The sequence below is a fragment of the Flagellimonas lutimaris genome (assembly GCF_051494225.1).
Classification (GTDB): domain Bacteria; phylum Bacteroidota; class Bacteroidia; order Flavobacteriales; family Flavobacteriaceae; genus Flagellimonas; species Flagellimonas lutimaris_A.
In genome coordinates, this window is record NZ_JBNPYE010000004.1 from 95,201 (window position 1) to 108,287 (window position 13,087).

General features: G+C 39.9%; 10 protein-coding genes. 6 read left to right on the forward strand and 4 right to left on the reverse strand.

Annotation, left to right across the window (positions count from 1 at the left end):
* Positions 1–7: 7 nt before the first annotated feature.
* Positions 8–1,366 carry an oxygen-independent coproporphyrinogen III oxidase gene (hemN, locus tag ACQQ5U_RS10350; protein ID WP_437397301.1) on the reverse strand — a complete coding sequence of 453 codons (1,359 nt, stop codon included), beginning with the start codon at positions 1,364–1,366 and terminating at the stop codon, positions 8–10.
* Between the two features lie 176 nt (positions 1,367–1,542).
* Here hemN and ACQQ5U_RS10355 point away from each other — a divergent pair, with 176 nt between their 5' ends.
* Positions 1,543–3,387, forward strand: coding sequence for a CBS domain-containing protein (locus ACQQ5U_RS10355; protein WP_437397303.1), 1,845 nt, complete (start codon positions 1,543–1,545; stop codon positions 3,385–3,387).
* 2 nt (positions 3,388–3,389) lie between these two features.
* Positions 3,390–4,592 carry a succinylglutamate desuccinylase/aspartoacylase family protein gene (locus ACQQ5U_RS10360; protein WP_437397305.1) on the forward strand — a complete coding sequence of 401 codons (1,203 nt, stop codon included), beginning with the start codon at positions 3,390–3,392 and terminating at the stop codon, positions 4,590–4,592.
* A 51-nt stretch (positions 4,593–4,643) separates the two neighbouring features.
* Here ACQQ5U_RS10360 and ACQQ5U_RS10365 read toward each other — a convergent pair whose 3' ends face one another.
* From ACQQ5U_RS10365 to ACQQ5U_RS10375, 3 genes are all read right to left on the reverse strand, one after another.
* Positions 4,644–5,372: an energy transducer TonB gene (locus tag ACQQ5U_RS10365; RefSeq protein ID WP_437397306.1), complete on the reverse strand. Its 729-nt coding sequence runs from the start codon at positions 5,370–5,372 to the stop codon at positions 4,644–4,646.
* Between the two features lie 112 nt (positions 5,373–5,484).
* Complete coding sequence (locus tag ACQQ5U_RS10370) at positions 5,485–6,198, reverse strand: DUF2490 domain-containing protein (RefSeq protein WP_437397308.1); 714 nt, start codon at positions 6,196–6,198, stop codon at positions 5,485–5,487.
* A 102-nt stretch (positions 6,199–6,300) separates the two neighbouring features.
* Positions 6,301–7,263 (reverse strand): ROK family protein, encoded by a 963-nt coding sequence (locus ACQQ5U_RS10375; protein ID WP_437397309.1) that lies wholly within the window; start codon positions 7,261–7,263, stop codon positions 6,301–6,303.
* A 195-nt stretch (positions 7,264–7,458) separates the two neighbouring features.
* Here ACQQ5U_RS10375 and ACQQ5U_RS10380 point away from each other — a divergent pair, with 195 nt between their 5' ends.
* Genes ACQQ5U_RS10380 through ACQQ5U_RS10395 form a run of 4 tightly spaced genes read left to right on the forward strand, consistent with a single transcriptional unit; the run spans position 7,459 to position 13,068 of the window.
* Positions 7,459–8,250, forward strand: coding sequence for a universal stress protein (locus ACQQ5U_RS10380; protein WP_437397310.1), 792 nt, complete (start codon positions 7,459–7,461; stop codon positions 8,248–8,250).
* 16 nt (positions 8,251–8,266) lie between these two features.
* Positions 8,267–10,102, forward strand: coding sequence for an SLC13 family permease (locus ACQQ5U_RS10385; RefSeq protein WP_437397311.1), 1,836 nt, complete (start codon positions 8,267–8,269; stop codon positions 10,100–10,102).
* A gap of 18 nt (positions 10,103–10,120) precedes the next feature.
* Positions 10,121–11,737 carry a phosphoenolpyruvate carboxykinase (ATP) gene (gene pckA / locus ACQQ5U_RS10390; RefSeq protein ID WP_437397313.1) on the forward strand — a complete coding sequence of 539 codons (1,617 nt, stop codon included), beginning with the start codon at positions 10,121–10,123 and terminating at the stop codon, positions 11,735–11,737.
* A gap of 11 nt (positions 11,738–11,748) precedes the next feature.
* Positions 11,749–13,068 (forward strand): ATP-dependent 6-phosphofructokinase, encoded by a 1,320-nt coding sequence (locus tag ACQQ5U_RS10395; protein WP_437397315.1) that lies wholly within the window; start codon positions 11,749–11,751, stop codon positions 13,066–13,068.
* Positions 13,069–13,087: the final 19 nt, after the last annotated feature.

The window sequence follows — 13,087 nt, forward strand, 5'->3', positions numbered from 1 at the left end:
TTTTAGGTTAAACGGTCATGGAAAATATTCGGGTATTTGGTTTTTTTCGATGCATTTTTAAGTCAAATGCCATACTTATGTTTCTTACAAAAGGTCTTCCTTTGTCGGTCACTTTAATATTTGTGCCGTTAATTTCGACCAATCCATCCGTTTCCAATTCCGATAGGTTGGCCAAAATATTTTCAAAATCAACTGTTTGTTCTTCCTCTACGTCCCATGTAGTCTCAAATTGGCACATGATGTTGAGAATGTGCCTTCTTAAGATTTCGTCTTCTGCATTAAGAATGTGCCCTCTAAAAATAGGTATAACTCCATGCGAAACCAAATTTTCGTATTCTTCTACGCTTTTTACGTTCTGGGCAAAGCCATACCAACTATCGCTAATGCTTGATGCCCCCAGACCTATCATAAGTTTGGTTTTTGAAGGGGTGTAGCCCATAAAATTTCGATGTAGGGTCCCACTTTCCAAAGCTTTGTACAAATTATCTGTGGGCAGGGCAAAATGGTCCATTCCAACATCTTTGTAACCAAAATCGGTAAGCATTCTTTTCCCCATCTCATATTGCGCCTTTTTTTCTTCGGATGAGGGAAGGTCAGACTCTTTATACCCCCGTTGGCCATTTCCTTTTAACCAAGGCACATGTGCATAACTGTAAAAAGCAATTCTGTCGGGTTTTATGGCATTGGTTTTCATTATGGTCTGTTCCACATCTTCAGCGTTCTGAAAGGGCAATCCATATATGATATCGTGTCCAACAGAGGTATATCCAATTTCTCTGGCCCATTCCGTAACGTTTTTTACATTTTCAAAGGGTTGTATCCTGTTAATGGCTCGCTGGACCTTGAGATTGTAATCTTGTACACCAAAGCACACCCTTCTAAACCCTACATCATAAAGCGCCTGTAAATGTTCTTTGGTGGTATTGTTTGGGTGTCCCTCGAAACTGAATTCAATTTCATCTGCTTTTTTACTAAGGCGAACAATGCCCTCAATTAACATTTTCAAGTTTTCCGGGGAAAAGAAAGTGGGTGTTCCGCCACCTAAATGTAGTTCCTTTATAACGGGTTTGGAACCCATAAGGTCGACGTATAGTTCCCACTCTTTTAAAACCGCATTAATATAAGGTCGCTCTACTTCATGTCGTTTTGTAATACGTTTATGGCATCCACAAAAGGTGCACATACTTTCGCAAAAGGGTAGGTGGATATAAACACTGACCCCTTCTTCGGGATTTTCCTCGAAAGCTTTCAGAACACTGGACTTCCATTTTTTTCCTGAAAAAGTTTCCAAATCCCAATAAGGTACTGTTGGATAACTCGTATACCTTGGACCCGGAACATTATATTTTTGAACTAATTCGCACATAAGCTACATACCATTTCATTATAATTCAAAATTACCTTTGTTGGCTTGCAAAAAACATGATAATTGTCAGACTTTTTGTTTAGGTTGATGTAGAATGGCCTTGGGTGGCTGATGAGTATCATATTTTTAGATTGAGCAAAATTCTACATTTATAAGATGGTTTAAATTCAAGTAGAATGGGAGAACATATCAAGAAAAGCTCATTTAGCGAAAAGGAACGAAAAGTTTTTGTCCAAAATCTTATTGATGATATCCAAGCCTTGGAGAGTATGATAAAAGAAGGATTGATTGAGGATGATATCGTTCGTATAGGTGCGGAACAGGAAATGTGTTTAATAAAGGATGATTATAGGCCATCCCCAAACTCCTTGGATGTTCTAAAGGACGTGGATGATAGTCACTTTACTACTGAATTTGCCAAGTATAATATAGAAGCCAATCTTGACCCCTATACATTGGAAAAAGGTTGTTTTACAGATATGGAACAACAATTACGGCAATTGTTGGGTAAGGTAAAAAAGTCTGCCGACAATCATAATGCCAAGGTTATTTTGACAGGAATATTGCCCACCATTAGCAAAGGGGAACTTGGAATGGATTTTATGACTCCAATACCACGATATTACAGGATCAATGAAGTTTTGAAGACATGGAGAGGTGATGATTTTACGGTAAGGATCAAAGGAGCGGATGAGCTCTCTCTCCATCATGATTCGGTACTTTTTGAAGCTTGCAATACGAGCTTTCAACTGCACTTGCAGATACCCCCAGATGATTTTATCAAAAGTTACAATTGGGCCCAGGCCATTTCTGGACCCGTTTTGGGGGTGTGCTGCAATTCCCCTTTATTATTGGGAAAGGAACTTTGGAGAGAGACCCGGATTGCACTATTCCAACAAAGTTTGGATACCCGTATTTGGACAAAGGCAGTAAAGGAACAGGTAGCGAGAGTTGGGTTTGGAGAATCCTGGCAAAAGGATTCCGTGGCCGAAATTTTTAAAAAGGATATTTCCACCCACCGGATTTTGCTGACAAAACCCATTGAAAATAACTCTTTGGACCTTTTACGGCAAGGGAAAATACCAAAGCTTGAAGCATTAAGTCTGTTCAATAGCACTGTATATAGATGGAATCGTCCATGCTACGGAGTGGGTAATGGGAAGCCCCATTTAAGAATTGAAAATCGATATATCCCATCTGGTCCAACGGTGATTGATGAAATGGCCAATTTTGCCTTTTGGGTCGGTCTTATGGCCGGAAGACCTAAGAAGTACGATGATATGTCCGGTATAATGGATTTTAAGATGGCCAAACTCAATTTTATAAGAGCAGCCATGAGTGGAAGACATACCGTATTTTCTTGGATGGACAAGACCATGACTGTAAAAAAAATAATCAAAGAAGAACTCTTGCCCATAGCATATAATGGATTACGAAAATTTAATATTGATGAGGATGACATCAATAGGTTATTAGGGATAATCGAGGCCAGAATAAAAAATGGTACAGGTGCCGAGTGGCAAATCAAAAACTTTAGGGAGCTTAAAAAACAAATGAAACAGGACAGTGCTATTGTTCAACTTACCAAGGCAATGTACAATAACCAAGAGACCGAGGTCCCCGTTCACCAGTGGAAGCCTATAAAGGGTATGGCCAAGACCAAGGAATCGTTCCATTGGGTAAGACAGATTATGTCAACAAAACTATTGAAGCTATATGAGGATGATTATGCCAACTTGGCAATAGCTATTATGCAGTGGAACAACATTCACCACATACCCGTAGAAAACGGTAAAGGGGAATTGGTGGGGTTGCTTACATGGAGCCATATCGAAAAATTTGAAAAACTGGATAAAAAAGAAGCTAGGGTATCGGATATTATGGTTAAAGATGTAATAACTGTTGCGCCTAGAACAGAAATAGAAACTGCAAAAAAAATGATGGAAGAACACCAAATTGGATGTTTACCGGTATGTGTGGATACCCATACGGTGGGAATCATCAGTAAAGTAGATTTATAGCCATGTCTTTAGTTCACAGTATAGCGCTGGATGAAACCCTGGAGGTTGATAGAATTATTGATCATATTCAAGGTGGGGAAGGGGGACCTACCGTTGTGTTTTTTGGTGGTATTCATGGTAATGAAACAGCAGGTGTTTTTGCCTTAAAGGATGTTTTCGAGGACATTAGATCCAAGAAAATACCGATACATGGGGAGGTCTATGCCATTTCAGGAAATCTGGGGGCCTTGGAAAGTAGGCAACGATTTCAAAAAGAAGACCTGAACAGGATTTGGTTCCCGGAACGGATTGAACATATTGTCGAGAATAAAGTAATTCAGCATAATGAGGAAAATGAGCTGAGCCATCTGTATATTTTAATACAGGACATTCTTAAAAAAAGTAGCCCGCCCTTTTATTTTTTTGACCTTCACACTACTTCAAGCGATACAATTCCTTTTATGGTTTTGAACGATAGCTTATTGAACCGAAAATACGCTTCAAACTACCCCTTGCCCATAATATTGGGGATAGAGGAATATTTGAAAGGAGCATTGTTGAGTTATATTAATGAGCTTGGATATGTTTCCATGGGTTTTGAAAGTGGACAACACGATGATGACAAGGCAGTGCAGAGCAGCATTGATTTTATTCGTTACTCCCTGGCATTGACTCAGTCAGTAGATGTTCCCGACAAGGAAAAAAAAGTATTGAAAAACAAAATTGCAGATTACGGGAGGAACACCCATACATTTTATGAAATTTACCACCAACATGATATTGGTCCGAAAGATAGTTTTAAAATGTACCCTGGATTTATCAATTTTCAGGTAGTACCAAAGGGGGTTGGTTTGGCCCAAGTCGATAGTGTTGAATTAAAAACAACAAGAAAACGACAAATTTTTATGCCCCTATATCAAGAGCAAGGTAATGAAGGGTTTTATTTTATAAGGCCAATGCCCACAATATTATTATGGATGTCCAAGAAACTGAGAAGGTTTAAAGTTGATCATTTATTGGAAAAATTGCCAGGAGTACAATGGGAGTCGGACAAGAAGGATGCCTTGGTGGTGGACAAAAAGTTCGCTCGTTTTTTTGCTAAATCCTTTCTTCACTTATTGGGTTACAGGGTAAGAAAGTACGACAGATCACATTTAATCGCCAAAAACAGGGAAAGCGCATCAAAATCTTCCGAATATGCCAATACGGCTTGGTTTCAGAAATAAAAAAAGGCCCAAGAATTAACTTGGACCTCTTTTTATTTAGTTGTTCATTGTTCAGTTTTTCATTATAAAGTTAATTGGGATGCTATATTTCACGTTTACGGCTTTTCCACGCTGTTCTCCAGGTTTTACTTTTGGTAGAGAAGCAATAATGCGCTCAGCCTCATCTTCCAATAATCTATCAGGCCCTCTTTTTTGTATTCCGCTTACACGACCATGTGAGTCTATCACAAACTGTACGTAAACTCTTCCTGTTATGTGCATTTCCAATGCAGATGGTGGATATTTAAAATTCTTTTTAATATGTTCCTGCACTTTTTCGTTAAAACATTCCTTGCGCTCTGCTTGGGTTTGTAAGTCTTCACATCCAGGGAAAACGGGTACATATTCAATAACGGCAAAGGGTACCACTATATCCTCTTCAACCTCTTCAACATCCACATCGTCAATGCTAACCACGGCATCTTCAATATAGGTCTCTTGGCTACTCTCTGTACTTTCGATTACAGTTTCTTCCACATCTTCCACATCTTCCACAATTTCTATCACCTCTGGAGCTGATGGCGGTGGAGGCGGTGGAGCGGTTCTAAGAATTTCCGTGATGGGTACATCTTCCTTAAGCTCATCGGTTACTTGTACGACTTCTGAAACTTTGGATTCCTCTTCATAGAACTTTACTTCGAAGGATTGCCATGTCATGAACAATACCGAAGTTAGTCCTATCATGAAATAAAGACTGCTATTGCGTCCAATTTCGGCGTTTGGGTTCTTTTTTGGTTTCATGACTTTTACTATTTAACTAGGTTAAAGATAGTTTTGTTGAAAATCAAAAAATATGATAATAATCAGGTTTGTCATGGAGGTAAAACAGCTTTGTAATGAGTTGGTTATGGTTTTAGTCCGTATGTAGTGCCATATCCTTTTTGGTGAGGTCTATATTAAAAGTAAGCCCTAATCGAACCATATCTTCACTGGAGTTTTTAAACTTACGGTTCAAGTATCCAATCTCCATCTTTAAGTTGTTCGTAAGTTGACGTCCAATGCCCACAAAGATTCTATTTTGGTTAAAGGCAGTTCCTTTTAGGTTAAGAAATATCTCGTCAAAAACGTTTAGATAAATATCTTTATAAATGGGTTTAAGATATTGGAGGCGATATCTAAGCCTATTGTTAACTTTGTGATTGTCGGTGTTGATCAACCTACGATTCTCCAATCGAAGCCGTTGAGCAATTAGTCCATGATTAAATTTGGACTTTAGGGTGTACTCACCATAGAACCAAATTTGGTTTTGGTTGATTACATCATTGGATTCCAAATAGGAGTTTGAGTTGAGCAAAGCAAAACCACCTGTAAAAGAAGAGGCTTTACTTATGCCATAGGAAGCCCCTGTTCTGAAAAAGAAGAACCCATACTTGTCCAACATATTGTGGTGCCTTACGATACCTACAGTAGGTATGCTCCAATTTTCATGTATTTTGGTGGAGCCACATAGCACTAACCATGAACCATATTCGTTTTCCTCTGAATTCTGGGCATAATTGGATTGGTAAAAAAGGACTAAGAATACTATGGAACAAAGTAATCTGGGACCACACTTTGTATACCCCATAACCAATGGCTTTTGATTGTTGGAATACAAAGTTTTTCAATATAATCAACGGAATAGTATGATACTTGTCATAGATTGGGTTTTTTTAATAATTTTAAGTGTTTATTCCTGTTTTTTCTTTTCCCAGATTAGGGCGGCAGCGCCACAAATGGCAGCTGTTTTTCCGTGCATACTGGAATGCAATAATTTCACTTTTCCCTTGTAAACATCCAATAAAAATCCATTAAAATATTTTTCCAATGGTGTCATGATCCATTTACCACTATTGGTGAGTCCACCCATCAAAATAAATGCTTCGGGTTGGGTGAACGCCGTAAAGTTCGCCAATGCCTGCGCCATAATACGTGCCGTATAGTCAAACGACTTGAGAGCTATTTCATCACCTTCTTCCGCAGCTTGTGTGATGTCTTCTCCATGAAGGTCGTTATAGGCAATGCCCCTGAATCGGCTATCAACCAAATATTTACTCTGCATGTACATCACGGTCCGTTTTAACCCGGTGGCGGATACATAGGCCTCTAATCCTCCTTTTACCCCGAGTCCAGTTAGCCTACCATCGCCAATGGTCATATCAACATGTCCCAATTCACCGGCAAATCCATCAAATCCATCTATGAGTTGGCCATTGGCCACAATTCCTGCCCCAAAACCGGTACCTAGTGTCACTACAATAAAATCGGTCATGTCCTTCGCTCCTCCGAAGAGCATTTCGCCCAATGCAGCCGCACTGGCATCGTTCATAATGCGAATGGGCATGTCCATCCGTTGTTTTAAAAGCTTAACCAAGGGTATACTCCCTTTCCAAACTAAATTGCTTGCACTTTCAATAGTGCCATTTTTACTGGAGGCGTTTGGTGCCCCGATGCCACACCCAATAATGTTGGCACCTTCTCCAAACTGTGCGATAAGCTCATCACAAGTAGATTTTACTTTATCCAGATAAGCATCCAAGTTGGGATATTCTTTGGTTCTAAAAAATGTTTTTTCGTAGCATTCACCATGTTCATCAACCAAGCCAATTTTTGTTTTGGTCCCTCCGATATCTATGCCAATTACTAAATCCATATCTAAAGTCAAGTTGTTTTAAGGATTTTAAATATAGTTATTATGGTGTCAAAAAAATAACATGCCATACTTTTATGGGGTCGTATTTTTTGCTAATATCATGGAAAAGTTAGAAATCCTGACTTCTGTCATGTTTTAGGTCATGGGTCGATTCTACTTTTGAATTGTATATTGAAACCAATAAATAAAATAGGTATGAGCAGTTTTAAAAAAATATTAATTCCCTTTGATTTTTCCGAGGCATCCATGAATGCTTTGGAATATGTGGTCAATTTCGTTGGAACAGAACGTTCCATTGGTATTTTGGGCCTTTATGTGGGCAATATGCCCATTAGTGAAGCTGATAATGAGAAGTTAGATAAGGATTTTTCCAAAGTGATGGATTCATTCGATGTAAAATTGAAAGTCTCACCAGAATTTATTACCGATACAGGTGAGGTAATCAGTACCATTCTTTCAGCACAAGAAAAAAGCAATGCAGATTTGATTATGATGGGCACCATGGGTGATAAAATTACCGATGAGGCCATCACCAATACTTCAAAGTTGGTTTTGAAAGCCAACTGCCCCGTAATATCCATTCCTTATGGAACAAATATTAAGGAGCCGAAGAACATTGCTTTGGTGATGGGGGGAGAAAAAATTGATGATAAAAACGTTTTGGAAACCCTTTTGGATATTGCCCGGACTTTTGATGCACGTGTCCATGCCCTAACCATTTATAAGGATTCCATCTATGATGAGAAGGCTATTAAAGAGTCCAATGAAAACCTATTGGAATATTATTTGGAGCATTTTTATGAGGACCACTCTTTTAGCAAAAATGAGGATGTGGAACAGGGAATATTGGATTATATCACTGAGAAAAACATTGACATGTTAACTATATTGCCACGAAACCATACGGAAAGGAGTGAGCCATCTGAAGGTCGATTGACCAAACTTTTGACCTTGCACTCCGAAATTCCAGTATTGGCTCTGGACTAAATCTTTACCTCTAAGCATGCTGCCACTGCTGATTATTTTAGGTGTTACTATTATCTTATTTGTTTGGGGAAAGTTTCCACCCGATGTGGTGGCCCTTATAGCCATGCTCTCTCTTTTTCTCACTGGTATTTTGGATATCAGTGAGACTTTGGCCGGGTTTAGCAATCCGACGGTGATCATGATTGCCGCCTTGTTTATTATTGGTGAAGGACTTTCCAGAACCGGGTGGACAGCTATGGCTGGACAATTTTTTGTAAAATGGGCACATAGGAACGTTTCACGTTTATTGGTCATTGTGACCTTAGGTTCCAGTTTGTTGTCCGGTTTTGTGAGTAATACAGGTACCGTTGCGGCATTGCTTCCCGTTACGGTTACTGCTGCTTGGAACGCTGGTACGCTGCCGTCCAAATTATTGATTCCCGTGGCTTTTGGCTCAAATACGGGAGGTCTGCTAACATTAACGGGTACGCCACCCAATATTATTGTGAGCAATGCTTTGGTCGAGAATGGGTTCACTGGCTTTTCGTTCTTTGAATTTGGATTGATTGGAGTGCCACTCCTTATCATTTCCGTTCTTTATTTTAGATATATCGGTTACAAATTGTTGCCCACACATAGGACAAACAATAAGCCGATGGCCATTGATCAAGAAATGCATAAATGGATAGAGAATTACAGTATAGGAAATAATCTGTATCGATTACGTATTAGGTCTATGTCGCAATTGATCAATACCAAAATAGGAGACTGGAATTTTGAAGGGGAACATAGAGTTTCCGTTATGCGTTTAAAACGTAGACACCCTAACAAACTTCACAGAATTCCACAATTTGTGGAAATGCCCGGGTTGGATACCGAAATGCGCTATCACGACATTATTACCGTGAAAGGCGAACCAGAAGATGTAGATAAACTTGTACTTAAGTTTCACTTGGGGGTTATACCGCTAAAACCTGAAAAGGACATGCTCAAAAAAGAGCTGATCAACCAAGAGGTGGGTATGGCAGAGATGCTCATTACCCCTAAATCCGTTTTTGTGGGCAAGACCATTAATTTGGGACATTATCTGAGACAAGCGGGAGTGCAACTTTTAGCAGTATCAAGAGATAATGCCCCGCTGACAGGTAAGATAAAGATTAAGGCGGGTGATGCCTTCGTGATTCGTGGACAATGGGAAAATATTATAGCACTGAAATCCATGTACGAAAACTTGGTTATTTCTGGTAGTCCTGAAGCATTGGCCAAAAATGTGGACCAATTGACCACTCGAAGCTATATTGCTTTGGGAACCTTGGTGTTAATGATTCTACTTTTGGTATTCAATATTTTACCAGGTGCTATAGCAGCACTTGTTTGCGCCGGAATTATGATGTTGACTGGCTGCGTACCCATTTCAAAAGCCTACAAAGGGATTAGCTGGACGAGCGTTGTTATGATTGCAGCCATGATCCCGATGGGACTGGCATTACAAAAAACGGGTGTGGCACAATTGGCGGCCAATAGTTTGGTGAATACATTGGGAAGTATACATCCGGTGGCCTTGTTGGCAGGTATATTTTTATTGACAGCAGCCTTTAGTCAAACCATTAACAACTCGGCTACTGCGGTATTAATGGCCCCGATTGCCGTTATGGCTTCTATGACCTTGGGTGTTTCGCCAAAACCATTTATGATCGCTGTGGCGATTAGTGCATCCACTGCATTTTTAACTCCTGTAGGGACCACGACCAACGCCATGGTAATGGCGGCAGGAGGGTATAAATTTATTGATTATCTAAAAGTAGGAAGCCCCTTGCTCTTACTTTTCTTTATAGCAACATTAGTATTGGTTCCATTGATATGGAGCTTCTAATCATTTAAAACCACAATTATGACCACAATCAAAGATCTAAGCAAGTATGGACTAAAAAACGTCCGGGCACAATGGAACCTCGACGCCGAAACTTTGCAAAAACTAACACTTGAAAAAGGCATGGGGGTCGAAACAGAAAACGGTACGCTATGTGTTAATACAGGAAAGTTCACAGGAAGATCTCCAAAGGACCGATTTTTAGTAAAGGATGACTATACTAAGGACAAAATTTGGTGGGGAAGAATAAATAAGCCCGTATCTCCTGAAAACTTCGATAAATTGTATGATGAGGTTACGAATTATCTTGATGGGAAAGAGGTTTTTGTTAGGGATGCCTACGTATGTGCAGATCCAAAATATAGAATGAACGTTAGGACTGTTACAGAGTATCCATGGTCCAATTACTTTATTAAAAACATGTTTTTAAGGTTGGATGAGAGTGAATTGGAAAATTTTGAAGAAGAGTGGCTGGTATTGTGTGCTCCAGGTTATGAAGCACAAAATCCATCGGAATATGGCATATTGAGCGGAAATTTTTCCATTCTCAATTTCACCAAAAAAATTGCGTTGGTAGCAGGTTCTGCCTATACCGGAGAAATGAAAAAAGGTATTTTCTCTGCTCTTAACCTTATCCTTCCAACCGAAAAAGAAGTACTTCCAATGCACTGCTCAGCCAATGTTGGAGAGGATGGAGACACTGCTATTTTCTTTGGACTATCAGGAACGGGAAAAACCACCTTGTCCGCCGATCCTGAACGTAAACTTATCGGGGACGATGAACATGGATGGACCAAGGAAGACACCATTTTTAATTTTGAAGGAGGATGTTACGCCAAGGTAATCGACCTTACCGAAGAAAAGGAACCCGATATTTATAGGGCTATCCGACCAGGAGCATTACTGGAAAATGTGGTGTTTAAGGAAGGAACAAAGGAGGTGGATTATTTTGATAGCACTATCACCCAAAATACAAGAGTAAGTTATCCTATTTTTCATATCGACAATATTCAGGAGCCTTCCTATGCATCCAACCCTAAAAATATCTTTTTCTTAACTTGTGATGCATTTGGGGTATTGCCTCCAGTTTCCAAATTGACGCCCGGCCAAGCGGCTTACCATTTTATATCGGGCTATACGGCCAAGGTTGCTGGAACAGAAGCTGGTATTACCGAGCCCGTTCCATCGTTCTCTGCTTGTTTTGGAGAACCCTTTATGCCATTGCACCCAGCTGTTTATGCTGAAATGTTGAGCGAAAAAATGAAAGCCTCAGGCGTTAATGTATGGTTGATCAACACCGGATGGAGTGGAGGTCCCTATGGAGTAGGGTCAAGGATTAAATTGAAATACACCAGAACGATGATTTCCGCTATTCTAGAAGGTAAATTGGACGATGTAGATTTTGATACGCACCCAATATTTGGTCTGTTTATGCCAAAATATTGTCCAGGGGTTCCAACGGAAATTTTGGATCCGATGAATACTTGGTTGCAAAAAGGCGCCTATGTAAGTAAGGCAATCCAATTGGCACATTCGTTTCACATTAACTTTGATAAGTTTGCGAGTCAAGCTTCTGATGAGATTATGAACGGTGGTCCACTGATTGATTCGCATCACAGTTTGACCGAACATCTTTAAGAATAAATATAGTGAACGACAAAAATAGATTTCATATAGAAAGCTTAGGGGCGCCTAAATTTAAGTCGCCCCTAGAGCTTGGTACACTAAAAGGGGATCACATATTCGATTTTATCAGTGAATCTGATAAGTTGGTTTTTGATCTCTCCATGGAGCATTACCAAAAATGTTTGGAAAAAGGTGAGGAACCACTTTGTTTGGAGAAAGCAGGCCCTCGACAAGACCTATTTTTTGATTCCGAAAATACAACCGCGGCAATTGTTACTTGTGGAGGATTGTGCCCTGGAATCAACAATGTGATTCGAGGCTTGGTTATGGCTTTGCATTATTTCTATGGGGTCAAGAAAATTATTGGAGTACCCTATGGTTATGAAGGGCTTAATCCTGAAAAGGGTCATGAACTTGTAGAATTGACACCGGAAAAAGTGAAGGATATCCATCAATTTGGAGGTACTTTTTTAGGCTCGTCCAGGGGCGGGCAAGATGTTTCGATAATGGTGGATACACTGGAAGCGAACAAGGTAGATATGCTATTTGCCATTGGAGGTGACGGAACTTTGAAAGGCGTAAACGCTTTGGGAGAGGAAATTTCCAAGAGAAACGCCAAAATCAGTGTGGTGGGGATTCCAAAGACCATCGATAATGATATAGACCTAATCGATGAGTCCTTCGGTTTTGAGACCGCTTTTGATGTGGCCAGTCCTATCCTGCGGGATGCCCATAACGAGGCGACCGGAGCCTACAATGGAATTTCCATTATCAAATTAATGGGAAGGGATAGTGGTTTTATTGCAGCTTCGGCCGCTTTGGCCATGCCCGTGGTGAATTTTGTACTGATTCCGGAAATGGATTTTTCCCTTGATGGTGAAGAAGGCTTTTTAAAGGTGTTGGAAAAACGTTTGCAAAAGAAAAAGCACGCGGTTATTGTGGTGGCGGAAGGAGCAGGACAACAACTCTTCGAAGATAGAAAGATTGTTAAAGATGCATCCGGAAATATTCAGCATGAGGATATCGGTGTTTTTCTTAAGGAAAAAATTGCTGAATACTTCGAGGGTAAAAGCCCAGTGACCATAAAATATATTGATCCAAGTTATATTGTGAGATGTGCCCCGGCAAACTCGAGCGATAGTGTATTTTGTAGTAGATTGGCTTATCAAGCAGTGCATGGTGCCATGGCAGGAAAGACCAAATTTGTGGCAAGTAGGGTCAACAATCGTTATGTGTACGTGCCTATTTCCGAAGTCACTAAAAAGAGAAAAAAAATAGACCTGGAAGGAGAGTTTTGGTTCTCAGTTTTACAAAGTACGGGACAACCCTTCTCTTTGGGATAAATAGGTAAAATTTAAACTG

Excerpts from the sequence above, each read along its gene's own strand:
- ACQQ5U_RS10385 (WP_437397311.1), top strand. The coding sequence starts at position 8,267 with ATGCTGCCACTGCTGATTATTTTAGGTGTTACTATTATCTTATTTGTT.
- ACQQ5U_RS10370 (WP_437397308.1), bottom strand. The coding sequence starts at position 6,198 with ATGGGGTATACAAAGTGTGGTCCCAGATTACTTTGTTCCATAGTATTC.
- hemN (WP_437397301.1), bottom strand. The coding sequence starts at position 1,366 with ATGTGCGAATTAGTTCAAAAATATAATGTTCCGGGTCCAAGGTATACG.
- ACQQ5U_RS10365 (WP_437397306.1), bottom strand. The coding sequence starts at position 5,372 with ATGAAACCAAAAAAGAACCCAAACGCCGAAATTGGACGCAATAGCAGT.
- pckA (WP_437397313.1), top strand. The coding sequence starts at position 10,121 with ATGACCACAATCAAAGATCTAAGCAAGTATGGACTAAAAAACGTCCGG.
- ACQQ5U_RS10360 (WP_437397305.1), top strand. The coding sequence starts at position 3,390 with ATGTCTTTAGTTCACAGTATAGCGCTGGATGAAACCCTGGAGGTTGAT.
- ACQQ5U_RS10380 (WP_437397310.1), top strand. The coding sequence starts at position 7,459 with ATGAGCAGTTTTAAAAAAATATTAATTCCCTTTGATTTTTCCGAGGCA.
- ACQQ5U_RS10355 (WP_437397303.1), top strand. The coding sequence starts at position 1,543 with ATGGGAGAACATATCAAGAAAAGCTCATTTAGCGAAAAGGAACGAAAA.
- ACQQ5U_RS10375 (WP_437397309.1), bottom strand. The coding sequence starts at position 7,263 with ATGGATTTAGTAATTGGCATAGATATCGGAGGGACCAAAACAAAAATT.